Source organism: Thiobacillus sp. 65-1402, from assembly GCF_001897685.1.
Lineage (GTDB): Bacteria > Pseudomonadota > Gammaproteobacteria > Burkholderiales > Thiobacillaceae > Thiobacillus.
This window is the reverse complement of record NZ_MKUG01000194.1, coordinates 1-17992: the sequence shown is the minus strand read 5'-3', so window position 1 is coordinate 17992 and position 17992 is coordinate 1. Positions and strand designations below refer to the sequence as shown.

Here is a 17992-nt window from a genome sequence, read left to right as displayed (position 1 = left end):
ATCGCCGGCACGACCAGCATCGCCATCTTTGCCGAAAAGAACGGCACTCCCCTGGTCGGCACCTACAATCTGTCGGGCGGCGCCCAAGGCTTTATTTCCACTCGTATCAAGGTGGCCCAGACTTCATTCATACGTACGGTTGTCAATGCCGGCGGCAAGTCTTACACCGCGGCCAAGGAAGTCAAGGTCACCGTCGGCGGCTGCGGCGGCTGATCCCCGGCCTGGCCAGACATCATTCGTTGAACCGAATTCTTTATTAGAAAGGAAAGCCAAATGGCTGAACCCATGCGTATCCGTGCCACCATGGCAGGCGACGTCGCCGACGTCAAAGTGTTGATGAACCACCCGATGGAAACCGGCCTGCGCAAAGACGCCAAAACCGGCCAGCTGGTGCCCGCCCACTTCATTCAGGACGTGACGGCCACCATCAACGGCGCCGCAGTGCTGAACGCCGACTTCGGCACCGGCATCTCCAAGAACCCCTACCTGGGCTTCAAGGTCAAGGGCCCCAAGAAAGGCGACAAGATCGTCGTCAACTGGGTCGACAACAAGGGCGACAAGAACTCCGCCGAGGCCACCATCGGCTAATGCTGTTGCGCGCACATTGACTGCGGCGCCAATGGAAGACCTCCATTGGCGCCGCAGTCAGGTATGCATGGTGTAATTCGCTCTGCTTCGGGCCGCTGTTGTGCTAAGAAAACAAAACGATGGGATGCAAGCGGGTGAATTGCTTGCTTCCCATATTAAATTCTGTTGACTTGGCGGCGGCATTCTCGATGAAACAGAGCTGGATGCCCTCGACGACGTGGCGTTGCGACAATGCCTCAAGGCCGCTCACGTGTCCGCGTGCGAGGCGACGGCATGCAAGCCGCCATCGCTACGGGACGTGGACGAGGCACGGCAGGCACCGCATGGTCCGTGTCCGTTCGAATGGATGAAGGGAGAACGCGTGGCGGCTCCGGTTTCCTGGCGATGAGCATGGCCGCCATGCTTGCCGACGCTGTGGTGGTCGTGCACCTGCTTTTCGTCGCCTTCGTGGTGGCGGGCGGGTTTCTGCTGCCGCGCTGGCCAAGGCTGGTCTGGCTGCATCTGCCTGCCGCCGCCTGGGGCGCATTCATCGAATTCAGCGGCGGGATCTGCCCGCTCACGCCGCTGGAAAATCACCTGCGCGTCGTCGGCGGGGGCAGCGCCTACGGCGGCGATTTCATCGAACGCACCCTGCTGCCGATCCTGTATCCGGGGCATCTGACCCTGCCGCTCCAGCAGGTGCTGGGCGGGGTGGTCGTGGCGGTGAATCTGGCGGCGTATGCGCTGGCTTGCCGCGCCTGGCGCCGCAAGGCCCAGGCGCGGCAGGCTCAACCGGTCCGGCGATCCAGTTCCTGATCGGCCAGGGAGACAGGGTCTTCCAGCGGTTCCAGATGCGTGGTGACGTGGGCGTGCGGCACGGCTTGGCGGATGTCGGCTTCGATGCGCTCCGAGCAGTCGTGCCCCTGCTGGATCGTCCAGGCGCCTGGCATCATGACATGCAGGGTGATGAAGGCCCGGGCGCCGGCCTGGCGCGTGCGCAGGGCATGGAATTCCAGCCCCTGCCGGCGGTAGCCGTCGAGTATGGCCTCGATGGCCCTGATTTCTTCCTCGGGGAGGGAAACGTCCATCAGGCCTGCGGCGGAGCGCTGCAGCAGATGCCAGCCGGTCCACACGATATTCAGGGCCACCAGCAAGGCGATCGCCGGATCAAGCCAGAGCCAGCCGGTCGCCCATACCAGTCCGACTCCTGCAATGACTCCCGCGGACGTCCAGACGTCGGTGAGCAGGTGGTGGGCGTCGGCTTCCAGGGTGATGGATTTGTATTTGCGGCCCACCCCCATGAGGATGCGCGACGTGAGCAGGTTGATCACCGAGGCGGCCACCGATACCGCCAGGCCGATCCCTACCGCTTCGAGCGGCTGCGGGTTCAGCAGGCGCTCGATGGCGGCATACGCGATGCTGGCGGCAGCAATGAGGATGAGAAAGCCTTCGAATGCGCTGGAGAAGTACTCCGCCTTGCCGTGGCCGTACGCGTGGTTGTCGTCCGCAGGCATGGCCGCCAGCGACAGCATGGCCAGCGCCATCATCGCGCCTGCCAGATTGACGAAGGACTCGAGTGCGTCGGACAGCATGCCGACCGAGCCGGTGAGCCACCAGGCCCAGCCCTTGAGCAGGATGGTGGCAAGGGCCGCAGCGATGGAGAGCCAGGCGTAGCGCTTGAGGGAGGCGGTCAGCATGTTGATTTTCAGCGGGAACGATCCAATCCGGATTTCCAAGCCCTGTTTGATTGCGTGCACTGGATTTTATCCCGGCCACATGCCCGCGGCATTTCCTGCCGCGTCGATCTTTCTTGCAGACATCCTGCGGCTGAATCAATAAAATGCCGGGCATGAAAATCCTGCCCGCCCTGCTGTTGTGCCTGCCCCTTGCCGCCCATGCCGCATGGATTGATTTCGAAGGCGAATTCGAACAGGACAAGCCCTGGGCCGAGGTGGCGTCGCAGCTGCCGCCTTACCCCAAGGCCGCGAACCTGATTCCGTTCAAGGTGTCGTCGGCGACGCGCAACACGTTCTTCGTCGACGCCGAATCGATCAGCGTCGGCGCCGACAACGTGGTGCGCTACGTCGTGGTGGTCGAGGCCGCGGGCGGGGCGAAAAACGTGTCGTTCGAGGGCCTGCGCTGCGAATCGGGCGAGCGCCGGCTATACGCCTACGGCCATCCGGACGGCACCTGGTCGAAGGCGCGCAACGCCGGCTGGGAGCCGATCAAGTTCCGCTCGCTGCTGTCGTACCAGAAAGCCCTGTTCGAGGATCATTTCTGTCCCAACGGCCTGCGTGTCCGGAACGCCGGAGAGGCGGTGCAGAATCTGCGGCGGGCGGCACGATGAGCGCTTCGGTCGTCAAACACGCGCGGCGCATCGTCGTCAAGGTCGGCTCCAGCTTGGTCACCGCCGAGGGGCGCGGGCTCGACCACGCCGCGCTGTCGCGCTGGGCCGGGCAGATTGCCGCGCTGACTGCGCAGGGCAAGGAAGTGGTGCTGGTGTCGTCCGGCGCGATTGCCGAGGGTATCGCGCGGCTGGGCTGGAAGAAGCGCCCGAAGGCGGTCAACGAATTGCAGGCGGCTGCGGCGGTGGGGCAGATGGGGCTGGTGCAGGCGTACGAATCGATATTCCGCACCTACGATCTCCATGCCGCGCAGGTGCTGCTCACCCACGAGGATCTTGCCGACCGCACCCGCTACCTGAATGCGCGCTCGACCCTGCGCACGCTGCTGGCGTTGCGCGTGGTGCCGATCATCAATGAGAACGATACGGTTGCCACCGACGAAATCCGCCTTGGCGACAACGACACACTGGGCGCGCTGGTGACCAATCTGATCGAAGCCGACTGTCTCGTCATCCTCACCGATCAGACGGGCCTGTATACCGCCGACCCGCGCCGGGACCCGCAGGCGACGCTGGTGATGGAGGCGCACGCGGGCGATCCCGAGCTCGAACGCATGGCAGGCGGGGCGGGCAGCAGTGTCGGCACCGGCGGCATGCTGACCAAGATACTCGCCGCCAGGCGCGCGGCAAGAAGCGGCGCGCACACCGTGATTTGCTGCGGCCGCGAGGAACAGGTGCTGTTGCGGCTGGCGGCGGGCGAAGCCATCGGCAGCCAGCTGATCGCCCGCCAGGCACCGCTCGCCGCGCGGCGGCAGTGGCTGGCGGATCATCTGCAATTGCGCGGCGGCGTGGTGCTCGACGCCGGCGCGGTGCGCGCCTTGCGCGAGGAGGGCAAGAGCCTGTTGCCGGTCGGCGTCAGGGGGGTGACCGGCGAATTCGGGCGCGGTGACGTGGTGGCGGTGGTCGATACCGACGGCCGCGAAATTGCGCGCGGCCTGACCAACTACAGCGCGAGCGAGGCACGCCGCATTGCCGGCAAGCCGAGCAGTGCGATCGAGGCCGAACTCGGCTACATGGATGAACCGGAATTGATCCACCGCGACAATCTGGTGGTGCTGGCGTGACCACCACGCTGGACCTGATGCGCCACGGCGAGCCCGTCGGCGGGCGCAGGTATCGCGGCCAGGTCGACGATCCGCTGTCGGAAAAAGGCTGGGCGCAGATGCATGCGGCGGTCGGCGATGCCGTGCCGTGGACGCGCATCGTGGCGTCGCCCCTGCTGCGCTGCCGTGCGTTTGCCGAAACGCTGGCCGGCCGCCACGGCCTGCCGCTGGCAGTGGACGAGCGGCTGAAGGAAGTCGGCTTCGGCGAATGGGAGGGCAGGTCGGCTGCCGAGATCGAGCAGGAAGCGCCCGGCACGCTGGCGCGCTTCAAGGCCGATCCGGTCAATGCGCGCCCGGCCGGCGCCGAGCCGCTGGCCGATTTCCATGCGCGGGTGGCCGCTGCGCTCGGCGACCTGCTCGCGCAGTATGCCGGCCAGCACGTGCTGCTGGTGGGGCATGCCGGAGTGATCCGCATGGCGCTGGCGTGGGCGCTGCACATTCCGCTGGAACACGCCTACCGCATCGAGGTGGCGAGTGCCGGGCTGACCCGCCTGCGCTTCGACGGCGAACACGCGAGCCTGATTTTCCACGGCAGTTCACGCATCGCCTGGTGATCCGCCGCATTGTTCTTCTGTCATGCCTGCTGCTGGCCGCGCCGGCGCAGGCCGCCGCCATCCGCATAGTCGATGACGCCGGGCGGACGCTCGAACTCGAGCGGCCGCCACAGCGCATCGTGTCGCTGACGCCGCATCTCACCGAGCTGTTGTTCGCCGCCGGAGCGGGTGCGCAGGTGGTCGGGGTGGACAGCGCGAGCGATTATCCCGAAGCGGCGAACATGCTTCCGCGCGTCGGCGACTACAGCCGCATCAACTTCGAGCGCATCCTGGCGCTGAAACCGGATCTGGTCGTCGTCTGGGTCGGCGGCAACCGCGCGGCCGATATTCACGGCCTGGAAAAATCGGGTTTGCCAGTGTTGCACACACAGGCCACCCGGCTTGCCGACGTGGCGCGCCTGCTGCGCCTGATCGGGCAGGCGAGCGGCCACGCCGCGGAAGGTGAGGCAGCCGCGCGGGATTTTTCCGCCAGGCTGGCCGCGCTGCAGGTTCGGGCCACCCGGCGCCCGCCGGTCGGCGTGTTCTATCAGGTTTGGGACCGGCCGCTGATGACGGTGGGCGGGCAGCACTGGATCAGCGATGCATTGGCGGTGTGCGGCGCGCGCAATGTGTTTGCCGACCTGCGCGCAGTCTCCCCGATAGTGTCGCGCGAGGCGGTGCTGCGGCGCGCGCCGGCGCTGATCTTGAGTGGCAGCGATGCGCCCGACGTGCGTCGCCAGTGGCAGCGTTTCGCCGGCCTGCCGGCGGTGAAAAACCAGGCGTTTGTGCGGCTGGATGCGGACCGCCTGCATCGTCCCGCGCCGCGCCTGATCGAGGGCGTGGCCGCTCTGTGCGTGGCGGTGGCGCCCTGGCGCCTGTCGCAATAGGCGTTATGCCCGGTGACGGTTGTCGCCCGGCTTGCGGTTGGGGCAGTTTTCCTTGATGCAGTCGGCGTAGATCTGCAGCGAGTGATCGTTGATGGCAAAACCACGTTCCTTGGCGATGCGGGTCTGGCGTTTTTCGATTTCGCTGTCGTAAAACTCCTCGACCTTGCCGCATTGCAGGCAGACCAGATGGTCGTGGTGATCGCCCTGGTTGAGCTCGAACACCGCCTTGTCGCTGTCGAAGTGGTGGCGCATCAGCAAGCCGGCCTGCTCGAACTGGGTGAGCACGCGGTAGACGGTGGCGAGACCGATATCATGGCCTTCGTCGGACAGCAACCGATAGACTTCCTCTGCGGTCATGTGACGCTTGTTGCCCTGCTCGAACAAGTCGAGGATTTTCAGGCGCGGCAAAGTGGCTTTCAGGCCAATGCTCTTGAGGTCGTACGGATTGCTCAAAAGAGGCTCCAGAAGGGGAACGCGAATACGTTATGATACGTTCTTTTCCAACCCGCCCAAACCCTTCCGGCTTCTCGGTTATGCGTCATTTCCTGATTCCTGTTCTGCTTCTGAGCCTGGCTGCCGGGTGTTCCAGCGTCAAAATCGGCCCCCATCGCATCGATGTGCAGCAGGGCAATGCGCTCGACCAGGAAAACGTCGCCCGTTTGAAGCTCGGCCTCAACCGTTCGCAAGTCCGCTTCCTGCTGGGCACCCCGCTGCTGGTCGATCCGTTCCGGACCGATCGCTGGGATTACGTGTACGTGTTTTACAAGGCCGGCAAGCTGGCAGAGCAAAAGCGCATCACGCTGTTTTTCGACGGCGACACGCTGACGCGCATCGACGGCGACCTGCCGGCGGCCGAGCCCGCGCCTGTCGCGCAGGTCGCGCCGAAAACCGAAACTCCGGCTGCGCCGTCGGCCGTGGCAACCGCGCCGATGCCCGTAGCAACCGCACCTCAGCCTGAGCCGATTCCGGCGCCGGCTTCCCGGCCCGCAGCGGTTGCCCCGACCGTCTCCCCGGCCGCTACGGTACCTGCAGTTGCGGCACCTCCTGCTGCGGCGCCTGTGATCACGGCGCCCTCCGTTGCGGCGCCAGCGTCCCCCGCTGCGGCAGCGACGGCTGCCCCCGCGGCTGTTGCGGCGCCGCAGCCCGGACAGGCGGCAACCGCGGCAAGCAGCGTCGTGCCCCCGCTGCCCAGTCCGAAAAACGCGCCGGCGTATGTCGACCCGCGTCCGCCAGCCGAACTGAGCCTGCAGCCCGAAACCGACGTGACGAAAATCCAGCCGGACGTTGTTCCGTCTTTCCCAGAAACGGCTCCGCTGGCGGCGCCGAACGATGCCGCCGTGCTGAAAGCGGTGAACGAGTGGGCAGATGCCTGGGCGCGGCGTGACAACGCAGCCTACCTCGCCGCCTACGATGCCGGCTTTATCCCGCAGGGCGGCGCCAGCCGCGCCGATTGGGAGAAGCGCAAGCGCCAGGTGCTGAACGCAGCCAAACGCATCGAACTCGAAATCGATTCGCCCGTGGTCGAGCGGACGGACGATGCTGCCGCCACGGTGACCTTCAATCAGTTTTACCGTTCCGACAGCTACCGCGATGCCGTGGTCAAGCAGTTGCGCTTGGTCGAACGCGACGGCCGCTGGCTGATCGTCGAGGAAAAGGTGTTGTCGGTTTTGCAAGGTGGCCGGCCATGAGCGTGCAGATCGCGATTGCCGGCGTGTCCGGCCGTATGGGGCGTACGCTGCTGGAAGCCGTGGCAGCCGATCCCGCTTGCGCGCTGTGCGCGGCGATCGACCGTCCCGGCAGTCCGCTGGCGGGGCAGGACGCCGGTGCCGCCTGGGGAGGCGCCAGCGGCGTGCGCATCAGCGATCAGCCGGGTGTCGTCCTGCCGGGCGCGCAGGCGCTGATCGACTTCACCCGCCCCGAAGCCACCGTTGGCTATCTCGATGCCTGCGTTGCGGCGCAGGTGCCGCTGGTCATCGGCACCACCGGCTTCGATGACGCCGGCAAGGCGCGCATCGAAGCGGCGGCGCAACGGATACCCATCGTGTTTGCGCCCAACATGAGCGTGGGCGTGAATCTCCTGATGAAGCTGGCCGAACTTGCCGCGCAGGTGCTGCAGGACGGCTATGACATCGAAATCATCGAGGCGCATCACCGCCACAAGGTCGATGCGCCCTCCGGTACCGCGCTGGGCCTGGGGCAGGCGGTGGCGCGCGCCATCGACCGCGATCTCGCCAGTTGCGCGGTCTACGGCCGCGAGGGCGTCACCGGCGAGCGCGATCCCAAGACCATCGGCTTTGCCACCGTGCGCGGCGGCGACATCGTCGGCGACCACACGCTGCTGTTCGCCGGCATCGGCGAACGCGTCGAGCTCACCCACAAGGCCAGCAGCCGCGCCACCTTCGCGCAGGGCGCGCTGCGCGCCGCCAAATGGCTGCAAGGCCGCGCGCCGGGGTTGTACGACATGCGCGATGTGCTGAATTTGAAATAGTCGAAACTGGATAACCGCATGCAACAGGAACCCACCATGAATGCCGTCAAGGTCTACAGCACCGGCACCTGCCCCATCTGCGTCAAGGCCAAGGCTTTTCTCGACAAGCGCGGCATCGGCTACGACGAGGTCCGCATCGACCTCGACCGCGAGGCGATGAAGGAATTCTCCGTCGTCACCAACGGCGCGCGCACCGTTCCGCAGATCGTGGTCGACGGCACCTGCATCGGCGGCTTTACCGAACTGACCGAGCTCGATATGGACGGCGGCCTGGATCATCTCCAGCCTTGATCCGAAGCAGGGGGGCGGCCCGGGAGGTGTAGCTCCGCATTGAAGCCAGGCTTCAGATCGGCTACAATTACGCAATTCAAGTTCAGGCGGGTGCGCGCAAGCGGCTCGCCTGAATTTTGTCACCTGCGCCACGCTCAATAGTCTTGTGGAGTTTTTCTTGTCTCGTGCCCAACCTGCCATCCTGGTTTTAGCTGACGGCTCGGTGTTTCGCGGCCTGTCGATCGGTGCCGACGGCATCACGACCGGCGAGGTGGTATTCAATACCGCGCTGACCGGTTATCAGGAAATCCTTACCGATCCTTCGTATTCGCGGCAAATTGTCACTCTGACCTATCCCCATATCGGCAATACCGGCGTCAATGCCGAGGATGTCGAGGCGGACCGCATCCATGCGGCGGGACTGGTGGTGCGCGATGTGCCGCGGCTGCATTCGAATTTCCGCGCCGGCCAATCGCTGCCCGATTATCTCAAGAGCCAGAACATCGTCGCCATTGCCGATATCGACACCCGCCGGCTGACGCGCATCCTGCGCGAAAAGGGCGCGCAGGGCGGCTGCGTTATGGCGGGCGCGGTGGATGAGGCGAAGGCCCTCGACGCCGCGCGCGCGTTCCCCGGCCTGGCCGGCATGGACCTGGCCAAGGTGGTGAGCGCGCCGGCGGCGTACGAATGGAATCAGACCGAATGGAGGCTCGGGCGCGGCTACGCTCAGCTGGACGCGCCGCGTTTCCATGTCGTGGCCTTCGATTACGGCGTCAAGCGCAATATCCTGCGGATGCTCGCCGAGCGCGGCTGCCGCCTGACCGTGCTGCCTGCGACCGCCACCGCGGAGCAGGCTCTGGCGCTGAAGCCGGACGGTGTTTTCCTCTCCAATGGCCCGGGTGATCCGGAGCCGTGCGATTACGCGATCCAGGCGATCGGCGACCTGGTGGCGGCGCAGATCCCGGTCTTCGGAATCTGCCTCGGCCACCAGTTGCTGGCGCTGGCCTCGGGCGCCAGGACCGTCAAGATGAAGTTCGGCCACCACGGTGCGAACCATCCGGTGAAAGACCTCGACAGCGGACGTGTCGCCATCACCAGCCAGAACCACGGCTTCGCAGTGGATGCGGCGACGCTTCCCGCCAATATCCGCACCACCCATGTCTCGCTGTTCGACGGCTCACTGCAGGGCATCGCTCGCACCGATGCCCCCGCGTTCAGCTTCCAGGGGCATCCCGAAGCCAGTCCCGGCCCGCACGACGTGGGTTATTTGTTCGACCGATTTATCCAGCTGATGGCCGACCATGCCCAAGCGCACTGACTTAAAAAGCATCCTCATCATCGGCGCCGGCCCCATCGTCATCGGCCAGGCGTGCGAATTCGACTATTCCGGCGCGCAGGCGTGCAAGGCGCTGCGCGAGGAGGGCTACAAGGTCATCCTCGTCAACAGCAATCCGGCGACGATCATGACCGATCCGGACATGGCCGACGTCACCTACATCGAGCCGATTTCCTGGCAGGTGGTCGAGAAGATCATCGAACAGGAGCGCCCGGATGCCCTGCTGCCGACCATGGGCGGGCAGACCGCGCTCAACTGCGCGCTCGATCTGGCCAAGCACGGCGTGCTGGAAAAATACGGTGTCGAGATGATCGGCGCGTCGAAGGAGGCGATCGACAAGGCGGAAGACCGCGAAAAGTTCAAGGCCGCGATGACCAGGATCGGACTGGGTTCCGCGCGCTCGTCGATCGCCCACAGCCTGGAAGAGGCGCTGCAGGTGCAGGCCGCGCTCGGCTTCCCGTCGATCATCCGCCCCTCGTTCACCATGGGCGGCTCGGGCGGCGGCATCGCCTACAACAAGGACGAGTTCGTCGCCATCTGCGAGCGCGGCCTGGAAGCTTCGCCCACCCACGAACTGCTGATCGAGGAATCGCTGCTCGGTTGGAAAGAGTACGAGATGGAAGTGGTGCGCGACCGCAAGGACAACTGCATCATCATCTGTTCGATCGAGAACTTCGACCCGATGGGCGTGCACACGGGCGACTCCATCACCGTGGCCCCGGCGCAGACGCTGACCGACAAGGAATACCAGATCATGCGCAACGCCTCGCTGGCGGTGCTGCGCGAGATCGGCGTGGAAACCGGCGGCTCCAACGTGCAGTTCTCCATCAATCCGGCCGACGGCCGCATGGTGGTGATCGAGATGAACCCGCGGGTGTCGCGATCAAGCGCGCTGGCATCCAAGGCGACCGGCTTTCCGATCGCCAAGGTGGCGGCCAAGCTGGCGGTCGGCTATACGCTGGACGAGCTGCAGAACGACATCACCGGCGGCGCGACCCCGGCCTCGTTCGAGCCGTCGATCGATTACGTGGTGACCAAGATCCCGCGCTTCGCCTTCGAGAAGTTCCCGCAGGCCGACGACCGCCTGACCACGCAGATGAAGTCGGTGGGCGAGGTGATGGCGATGGGCCGCAGCTTCCAGGAGTCGCTGCAGAAGGCGCTGCGCGGGCTGGAAGTCGGCGCCGACGGCCTCGACCCGAAGACCACCGACCGCGAGGAGATCGAAGCCGAACTGATGTCGCCCGGCCCCGAGCGCATCTGGTACGTCGGCGACGCGTTCCGCGTTGGCATGACGCTGGAGGAAATCCACGCGGTGTCGAAGATCGATCCATGGTTCCTCGACCAGATCCAGGGCCTGATCGAATTGGAAACCTCGCTGTCCGGGCGTGCGCTGACCGACCTCGGGCGCGACGAGTTGCGCGAGCTGAAGCGCGCCGGTTTCTCCGACCGCCGTCTGGCCAGGCTGTTGGAAACCGACCAGCACGCGGTGCGCGCGCGCCGCAATGAACTTTCATTGCACCCGGTCTACAAGCGGGTCGACACCTGCGCGGCCGAGTTCGCCACCCAGACCGCCTACATGTATTCAACCTACGAGGAAGAGTGCGAGGCACATCCGACCGACGCGAAAAAGATCATGGTGCTGGGCGGCGGGCCGAACCGCATCGGCCAGGGCATCGAGTTCGACTACTGCTGCGTGCACGCCGCGCTGGCGCTGCGCGAGAACGGCTTCGAGACCATCATGGTCAACTGCAACCCGGAGACCGTGTCGACCGACTACGATACCTCCGACCGCCTGTATTTCGAGCCGCTGACGCTGGAAGACGTGCTGGAAATCGTGCGCATCGAGAAGCCCTTCGGCGTGATCGTGCAGTACGGCGGGCAGACGCCGCTGAAGCTGGCGCGCGACCTGGAAAAGAACGGCGTGCCCATCATCGGCACCAGCCCCGACATGATCGACGCCGCCGAAGACCGCGAGCGCTTCCAGCAGATGCTGCACGATCTGGGCCTGAAGCAGCCGCCCAACCGCACCGCGCGCAACCCCGACAGCGCCATCCGCATGGCCGAGGAAATCGGCTACCCGCTGGTGGTGCGCCCCAGCTACGTGCTGGGTGGCCGCGCCATGGAAATCGTGCGCGAGGAAGCCGACCTCGTCCGCTACATGACCGAGGCGGTGAAGGTGTCGAACAAGTCGCCGGTGCTGCTCGACCGCTTCTTGAACGACGCGATCGAGGTCGATGTCGATGCGCTGTCCGACGGCGAACAGGTGGTGATCGGCGGCATCATGCAGCACATCGAGCAGGCCGGCGTGCATTCGGGCGATTCGGCGTGTTCGCTGCCGCCCTACAGCCTGTCGAACGAACTGCAGGACGAGTTGCGTCGCCAGACCGTGGCGATGGCGAAGGCCTTGAAAGTGGTCGGCCTGATGAACGTGCAGTTCGCGATCCAGGGCGACACCGTCTACGTGCTGGAGGTGAATCCGCGCGCGTCGCGCACCGTGCCCTACGTCTCGAAGGCCATCGGCGCGCCGCTGGCGAAAATCGCCGCGCGTGCGATGGCGGGCATTTCGCTGAAGTCGCAGGCGTTCGAAAAGGAAATCATCCCGCCGTATTTCTCGGTGAAGGAGGCGGTGTTCCCGTTCCGCAAATTCCCCGGCGTCGACACCATCCTCGGCCCGGAAATGAAATCGACCGGTGAAGTCATGGGGGTGGGCGACAATTTCGGCGAGGCTTTCGTCAAGTCGCAGCTGGCGTCGAGCTCCGAGCTGCCGAAGCCGGGCGGCCGCGCCTTCGTCAGCGTGCGCTCGGGCGACCGCGATGCCATCGTCGAAGTGGCGCAGGCGCTGCGCGATCTCGGCTTCAGCCTGGTCGCCACGCGCGGCACTGCCCAGGCGATCGAGTCGGCAGGGATTCCGGTAGCGATCGTCAACAAGGTCAAGGAAGGCCGCCCGCATATCGTCGACATGATCAAGAACGGCGATATCGATTTCATCGTCAACGTGGTCGAAGACAAGAAGGCGGTGAAGGATTCCTACACCATCCGCGCCGAAGCGCTGGCGCGCCGGGTGGTGTATTTCACCACCCTGGCCGGTGCGCGTGCGGCCTGCATGGGCATGCGGCACGGCAACGAACTCAAGGTGTATTCCCTGCAGGCGCTGCATCAGCGCCTGCACTGACCCGATAAGGCAAGGCTGTGAACAAATTCCCCCTCACCGTGGTCGGCGCCGAAAAGCTGCGCGCCGAGTTGCAACATCTGAAAAGCGTGGAGCGCCCCGCTGTCATCCAGGCGATCGCCGAGGCACGCGCGCAGGGCGATCTGTCTGAAAACGCCGAGTACGACGCCGCCAAGGAAAAGCAGGGCTTCATCGAAGGCCGTATTGCCGACCTCGAAGGCAAGCTGGCGAATGCGCAGATCATCGATCCCACCACCCTCGATGCGGACGGCCGCATCGTCTTCGGTGCGACGGTTGAACTGGAAGACGCCGAGTCCGGCGACAGCGTGGTTTATCAGATCGTCGGCGATGACGAGGCCGATATCAAGCAGCGCAAGATTTCCGTGTCGTCGCCCATCGCGCGCGCATTGATCGGCAAGTACGCGGGCGACAGCGTGGACGTGCAGGCGCCGGGCGGTCTCCGCCAGTACGAAGTGCTGGACGTGCAATACATATAATGCGGCGTTTCTGGGACGGCCTCGCCGGGACGATGCTGGTGCTGTGGATCGGCGGCATCTGGGCGATCGGCTACGTCGCGGCGCCGGTGCTGTTTGCCAGCCTCGGCGACAAGCAACTGGCCGGGGTGCTGGCCGGCAACCTGTTCGAATGGATGGCCTGGATCGGCATCACTGCCGGAATCTATCTGCTGATTTACCGCATCGCCCGCGACGGCGGCGCGGCGCTGAAAACGCTGTTCTTCTGGGCGGTGGCGGTCATGCTGGCGTTGACGCTGGCGGGCCATTTCGGCATTCAACCCATCATGCAGAGCCTGAAGGATCAGGCCATGCCGCATGCCGTGATGCAAAGCGTGTTTGCCGACCGTTTTGCGCGCTGGCACGGGGTGTCCAGCATTCTGTATTTGATCCAGAGCGCGCTGGGACTGTTGCTGGTCTGGCGTTCCGGGCTGGTGCGATAAACCCCGCTGGGCAGCAATCAGCCCGGCAGGACGATGACGGGTTTGGCCGCGGCACGATAGATCACCAGCACCTTGCCGATTTGCTGTACCGGCGCAGCGCCGGTGGCGGCGCAGATTTCCTCCAGCCAACTGCGGCGCAGGTCCGATTCGTTGCAGGCTGCCTTGATCTTGATTAGTTCGTGCGCAGCCAGCGCGTGATCGATTTCCTTCAATACGGCAGCCGTCAAGCCCTGGTTGCCGATCATGACCACCGGTTGGCGCGTGTGTGCCAGCCCCTTCAGAAACTGCCGTTGTGCGGGCGTGAGTGCTTTCATGCTTGTTCCTTAAATGAGCGCGGATTGTAGCCGATAGAGCCGATAGACATGGCACAGAAACCCAAGCGGACCAAATCGGGCAGTGCCTGGATGCACGAGCACGTGACGGATCCTTACGTCAAAAAGGCGCAGCAGGACGGCTACCGCTCGCGCGCCGCCTATAAACTGCTGGAAATCGACCAGCGCGACCATCTGTTGCGCCCCGGCATGACGGTGGTGGACCTGGGCGCCGCACCCGGCAGCTGGTGCCAGGTGGCGGTGCAGAAGATGAAGCGGCAGGGCAGGGTGCTGGCGATCGACCTGCTGCCGGTGGCACCGATGCCCGGCGTCGACAGCCTGGAAGGCGATTTCACCGAGCCGGCGGCGCTGACCTGGCTGGAAGAAAAGTTGCAATCCGGGCAGGTTGACCTTGTATTAAGCGATATGGCGCCCAACATCAGCGGGGTGATGTTGGCAGACCAGGCGCGGCATTACGAATTATGCGAACTGGCGCTCGAATTTGCGGCAAGCTGGCTGAAACCAGATGGCTGTTTCCTCGTCAAAGTTTTCCAGGGTGTCGGTTTTGAGGATTTCCGGGCCCGGATGCGGCAGGCATTCGAGCAGGTGCTGATCCGCAAACCCGATGCCTCGCGCGATCGCAGCACCGAGGTTTATCTGCTGGGACGTCGCCCGGTTGCCGCACGGGATGGCGTGTCGCAAGGCTGCCGTGGCATGCTTGCAAAATAGGGTTTAGAATGAGTCTAAACGTGCTGCGTTCGGCACCAAGGAGTAAACGTGAACAATCTGTCCAAAAACATCGCCGTCTGGTTGATTATTGCCGTCGTCCTGATGACGGTATTCAACCAGTTCGGCGCCCAGCGCACGGCCCAGAAGCAGATGCCTTACTCGCAATTCATCGAGGAGGTGCGCCAGCAGCAGATCTCCAAGGTGGTGATAGAAGGTAACGTTCTCAAGGGCGAGCGCAGCGATGGCCAGCGTTTCACCAGCTATGCGCCGAGCGACCCGTGGATGGTGTCCGACCTGCTGAAAAACGGCGTCTCGGTCGAGGCCAAGCCTGAAGAGCAGCCGTCGTTCCTGATGAGTCTGTTCATTTCCTGGTTCCCGATGCTGCTGCTGATCGGCGTGTGGATCTTCTTCATGCGCCAGATGCAGGGCGGCGGGCGGGGCGGGGCTTTCTCGTTCGGCAAGAGCCGGGCGCGCCTGCTCGATGAAAACGCCAATCCGGTGACCTTCGCCGACGTCGCAGGCTGCGACGAGGCCAAGGAAGACGTGGCGGAACTGGTGGATTTCCTGAAGGACCCGACCAAGTTCCAGAAACTGGGCGGCCATATTCCGCGCGGCGTGCTGATGGTCGGCCCGCCGGGAACCGGCAAGACCCTGCTGGCGCGCTCGATCGCGGGCGAGGCCAAGGTGCCGTTCTTCAGCATCTCCGGCTCGGACTTCGTCGAGATGTTCGTCGGCGTGGGCGCTGCGCGCGTGCGCGACATGTTCGAGCAGGCGAAGAAGAATTCGCCCTGCATCATCTTCATCGACGAGATCGATGCGGTCGGCCGCCAGCGCGGCGCCGGCCTCGGCGGCGGCAACGACGAGCGCGAACAGACCTTGAACCAGTTGCTAGTGGAAATGGACGGCTTCGAGGCGACTACCGGCGTCATCGTCATTGCCGCGACCAACCGCCCCGACGTGCTCGACCCGGCCTTGCTGCGCCCGGGACGCTTCGACCGCCAGGTGGTGGTGGGCTTGCCCGACATCCGTGGCCGCGAACAGATCCTGCTGGTGCACATGCGCAAAGTGCCGCTCGCCCCCGATGTGCGGGCCGACATTCTGGCGCGCGGCACCCCCGGCATGTCCGGCGCCGACCTCGCCAATCTGGTCAACGAGGCCGCCCTGTTCGCCGCGCGCGGCAACAAGCGCCTGGTCGACATGGACGATTTCGAGAAGGCCAAGGACAAGATCCTGATGGGCGCCGAGCGCAAGTCCATGGTGATCACGCCCGAGGACAAGAAGAAAACGGCTTACCACGAGTCGGGCCATGCGGTGATCGGCATGACCCTGCCGGGCTGCGACCCGGTGCACAAGGTGACCGTGATCCCGCGCGGCCGTGCCCTGGGCGTGACCATGTCGCTGCCGGAAATGGACCGTTTCAGCCTGTACAAGGACGAGATGCTGTCGCAGATCAGCATGCTGTTCGGCGGCCGGGTGGCGGAAGAGATCTTCGTCGGCAGCATCTCGACCGGCGCTTCCAACGACTTCGAGCGCGCCACCAGCATCGCGCGCGACATGGTGACCCGCTACGGCATGTCCGAAGCGCTGGGCCCGATGGTGTATGGCGAAAACGAAGGCGAGGTGTTCCTGGGGCGTTCGGTGACCACGCACAAGAACATGAGCGAAGCGACCATGCAGAAAGTCGACGCCGAGATTCGCCGCATCCTGGACGAGCAGTACGCGCTGGCCAAGAAGATCCTGACCGACAACCGCGACAAGGTCGAGGCGATGACCACAGCGCTGCTGGAATGGGAAACCATCGATGCCGAACAGATTGCCGACATTATGGCCGGCCTCCCACCGCGCCCGCCCAAGCCCTCCGTCACGCCGCCACCACCGGCAAGCGGCGGCGACAAGCCGAGTGCACCTGCGCCGACTACACAACCCGCGCAGGAAGCCTGAACGTAGATTCGGCATCGCGCACTACAATAGAGGGGCTTTGGCCCCTCTATTTTTATGTCCATACTCCGCGCCGGTTCGCACCGCCTCTCCCTGGCCCGTCCCCTTGTCATGGGTATCGTCAATGTCACGCCGGATTCGTTTTCCGACGGCGGGCGGCTGGGCAACGCACAGGCAGCGATCGAGCATGCCCTCAAGCTGCGGGAAGAAGGCGCCGATATCCTCGACGTCGGCGGGGAGTCCACCCGTCCGGGTGCGGCGGCTGTGCCTGCCGATGAGGAAATCCGCCGGGTGCGGCCAGTGATCGAGGCGCTTGCCAGCTGCGGCTTCGTGGTGTCGGTCGACACCACGAAGCCTGAAGTGATGCGCGCTGCGCTCGACGCAGGCGCGGCCATGGTGAACGATGTGATGGCCTTGCGTGCGCCCGGCGCACTGGAGGCGGTGAGGGCGTCCGATGCGGCGGTGTGCCTGATGCATATGCAGGGCGAGCCGCAGAGCATGCAGCATGCGCCCCGTTATGCCGATGTGGTCGAAGACGTGAAGCAGTTTTTGCAGGACCGGGTGCAGGTTTGCGAAGCCGCGGGCATGAGCCGCGAGAGGCTGGTGATCGATCCGGGCTTTGGGTTTGGCAAAACGCTGGAGCACAATTTGGCCCTGCTCAAGCATCTGCACTGCCTGGCGGAAACGGGCGTGCCCGTGCTGGCCGGGATGTCGCGCAAATCCATGCTGGGCGCATTGACCGGGCGTGCCGTCGAGGCGCGTGAATTCGCCGGGGTGGCGGCGCATCTGGCCGCCGTGGCGCGCGGTGCGCGCTTGCTCCGGGTACACAATGTGGCAGCCATGCGGGATGCGCTGGCGGTATGGAATGCAGTGGAGGAACAACAGGATGGGACGTAAATATTTCGGCACCGACGGCGTGCGCGGCAAGGTGGGCGAAGCGCCCATTACGCCGGAGTTTGTCATGCATCTGGGCTACGCTGCCGGGCAGGTGCTGGTGGCCGACCGCGGCAGCCTGCCGCCGAATCAACACCCGACCGTGCTGATCGGCAAGGACACCCGCATTTCGGGCTACATGCTGGAAGCTGCGCTGGAAGCCGGTCTGACCGCTGCCGGCGTGAACGTGCTGATGACCGGACCGATGCCGACGCCTGCTGTGGCCTACCTGACGCGCGCGCTGCGTCTGCAGGCCGGGGTGGTGATCTCGGCATCGCACAATCCGTTCGAGGACAACGGCATCAAGTTCTTTTCCGCCAGCGGGCAGAAACTGCCGGACAGCGTGGAGGAAGCGATCGAGGCGCGGCT

The 17992-nt window shown here is 64.9% G+C and carries 20 protein-coding genes and 1 pseudogene; 18 read left to right on the top strand and 3 right to left on the bottom strand.

Annotation, left to right across the window (positions count from 1 at the left end):
- The 3 genes from BGO62_RS14380 to BGO62_RS14370 form a co-directional block, all read left to right on the top strand.
- Window positions 1-213: thiosulfate oxidation carrier protein SoxY (locus tag BGO62_RS14380; RefSeq protein ID WP_296643736.1), on the top strand; the 213-nt coding region annotated here is incomplete at its 5' end.
- Window positions 214-273: 60 nt separating this feature from the next.
- Window positions 274-588, top strand: coding sequence for a thiosulfate oxidation carrier complex protein SoxZ (gene soxZ, locus BGO62_RS14375; protein ID WP_296643734.1), 315 nt, complete (start codon window positions 274-276; stop codon window positions 586-588).
- Window positions 589-978: 390 nt separating this feature from the next.
- The gene (locus tag BGO62_RS14370) at window positions 979-1383 is read left to right on the top strand and encodes a DUF2784 domain-containing protein (protein WP_296643730.1); all 405 of its coding nucleotides are present in this window, start codon (window positions 979-981) and stop codon (window positions 1381-1383) included.
- On the opposite strand, the gene BGO62_RS14365 is transcribed toward BGO62_RS14370, so the two are convergent.
- Entirely contained in the window at window positions 1356-2264 is a 909-nt protein-coding gene (locus BGO62_RS14365; RefSeq protein ID WP_363924412.1) for a cation diffusion facilitator family transporter, read from the bottom strand. The two genes, BGO62_RS14370 and BGO62_RS14365, sit on opposite strands and share 28 nt — an antisense overlap.
- 152 nt (window positions 2265-2416) lie before the next feature.
- Between BGO62_RS14365 and BGO62_RS14360 the strand changes: the two genes are divergently transcribed.
- The 4 genes from BGO62_RS14360 to BGO62_RS14345 are packed head-to-tail and all read left to right on the top strand — an operon-like array spanning window position 2417 to window position 5494.
- Window positions 2417-2914, top strand: coding sequence for a CNP1-like family protein (locus BGO62_RS14360; RefSeq protein ID WP_296643726.1), 498 nt, complete (start codon window positions 2417-2419; stop codon window positions 2912-2914).
- A complete protein-coding gene (gene proB / locus BGO62_RS14355; RefSeq protein ID WP_296643724.1) occupies window positions 2911-4035 on the top strand; it encodes a glutamate 5-kinase in 1125 nt (374 codons plus the stop codon). Before BGO62_RS14360 ends, proB begins: the two co-directional genes overlap by 4 nt.
- Window positions 4032-4628, top strand: a complete 597-nt coding sequence (cobC, locus tag BGO62_RS14350) for an alpha-ribazole phosphatase family protein (protein ID WP_296643722.1) — start codon at window positions 4032-4034, stop codon at window positions 4626-4628. The genes proB and cobC overlap by 4 nt, the downstream gene beginning before the upstream one ends.
- Complete coding sequence (locus BGO62_RS14345) at window positions 4625-5494, top strand: cobalamin-binding protein (RefSeq protein WP_296643720.1); 870 nt, start codon at window positions 4625-4627, stop codon at window positions 5492-5494. The genes cobC and BGO62_RS14345 overlap by 4 nt, the downstream gene beginning before the upstream one ends.
- 3 nt (window positions 5495-5497) lie before the next feature.
- Here the strand turns inward: BGO62_RS14345 and fur are convergent, their stop codons facing one another.
- Window positions 5498-5947 carry a ferric iron uptake transcriptional regulator gene (fur, locus tag BGO62_RS14340; RefSeq protein WP_296643718.1) on the bottom strand — a complete coding sequence of 150 codons (450 nt, stop codon included), beginning with the start codon at window positions 5945-5947 and terminating at the stop codon, window positions 5498-5500.
- Between the two features lie 80 nt (window positions 5948-6027).
- On the opposite strand from fur, the gene bamE reads away from it, so the two are divergent.
- From bamE to BGO62_RS14305, 7 genes are all read left to right on the top strand, one after another.
- Window positions 6028-7182 (top strand): outer membrane protein assembly factor BamE, encoded by a 1155-nt coding sequence (bamE, locus tag BGO62_RS14335; protein WP_296643717.1) that lies wholly within the window; start codon window positions 6028-6030, stop codon window positions 7180-7182.
- Window positions 7179-7982, top strand: a complete 804-nt coding sequence (gene dapB / locus BGO62_RS14330; protein ID WP_296643714.1) for a 4-hydroxy-tetrahydrodipicolinate reductase — start codon at window positions 7179-7181, stop codon at window positions 7980-7982. The genes bamE and dapB overlap by 4 nt, the downstream gene beginning before the upstream one ends.
- An 18-nt stretch (window positions 7983-8000) precedes the next feature.
- A complete protein-coding gene (locus BGO62_RS14325) occupies window positions 8001-8273 on the top strand; it encodes a glutaredoxin domain-containing protein (RefSeq protein ID WP_296643712.1) in 273 nt (90 codons plus the stop codon).
- A gap of 157 nt (window positions 8274-8430) precedes the next feature.
- Window positions 8431-9570, top strand: a complete 1140-nt coding sequence (gene carA / locus BGO62_RS14320) for a glutamine-hydrolyzing carbamoyl-phosphate synthase small subunit (protein WP_296643710.1) — start codon at window positions 8431-8433, stop codon at window positions 9568-9570.
- The gene (gene carB, locus BGO62_RS14315; RefSeq protein ID WP_296643708.1) at window positions 9554-12760 is read left to right on the top strand and encodes a carbamoyl-phosphate synthase large subunit; all 3207 of its coding nucleotides are present in this window, start codon (window positions 9554-9556) and stop codon (window positions 12758-12760) included. Before carA ends, carB begins: the two co-directional genes overlap by 17 nt.
- Window positions 12761-12777: 17 nt before the next feature.
- The gene (gene greA, locus BGO62_RS14310) at window positions 12778-13254 is read left to right on the top strand and encodes a transcription elongation factor GreA (protein ID WP_296643706.1); all 477 of its coding nucleotides are present in this window, start codon (window positions 12778-12780) and stop codon (window positions 13252-13254) included.
- Entirely contained in the window at window positions 13254-13712 is a 459-nt protein-coding gene (locus BGO62_RS14305; RefSeq protein ID WP_296643704.1) for a DUF4149 domain-containing protein, read from the top strand. Before greA ends, BGO62_RS14305 begins: the two co-directional genes overlap by 1 nt.
- Window positions 13713-13729: 17 nt before the next feature.
- On the opposite strand, the gene BGO62_RS14300 is transcribed toward BGO62_RS14305, so the two are convergent.
- Entirely contained in the window at window positions 13730-14026 is a 297-nt protein-coding gene (locus BGO62_RS14300; RefSeq protein WP_296643702.1) for a YhbY family RNA-binding protein, read from the bottom strand.
- A 48-nt stretch (window positions 14027-14074) separates the two neighbouring features.
- Between BGO62_RS14300 and BGO62_RS14295 the strand changes: the two genes are divergently transcribed.
- The 4 genes and pseudogenes from BGO62_RS14295 to glmM all read left to right on the top strand — a co-directional run.
- Window positions 14075-14752 carry an RlmE family RNA methyltransferase gene (locus BGO62_RS14295; protein WP_296643700.1) on the top strand — a complete coding sequence of 226 codons (678 nt, stop codon included), beginning with the start codon at window positions 14075-14077 and terminating at the stop codon, window positions 14750-14752.
- Between the two features lie 48 nt (window positions 14753-14800).
- Entirely contained in the window at window positions 14801-16693 is a 1893-nt protein-coding gene (ftsH, locus tag BGO62_RS14290) for an ATP-dependent zinc metalloprotease FtsH (RefSeq protein WP_296643698.1), read from the top strand.
- Between the two features lie 54 nt (window positions 16694-16747).
- Window positions 16748-17587: a dihydropteroate synthase gene (gene folP / locus BGO62_RS14285; RefSeq protein ID WP_296643696.1), complete on the top strand. Its 840-nt coding sequence runs from the start codon at window positions 16748-16750 to the stop codon at window positions 17585-17587.
- Window positions 17577-17992 (top strand): annotated as a pseudogene (gene glmM, locus BGO62_RS14280) (phosphoglucosamine mutase); the annotation flags it as partial. The gene folP and the pseudogene glmM, both read left to right, overlap by 11 nt.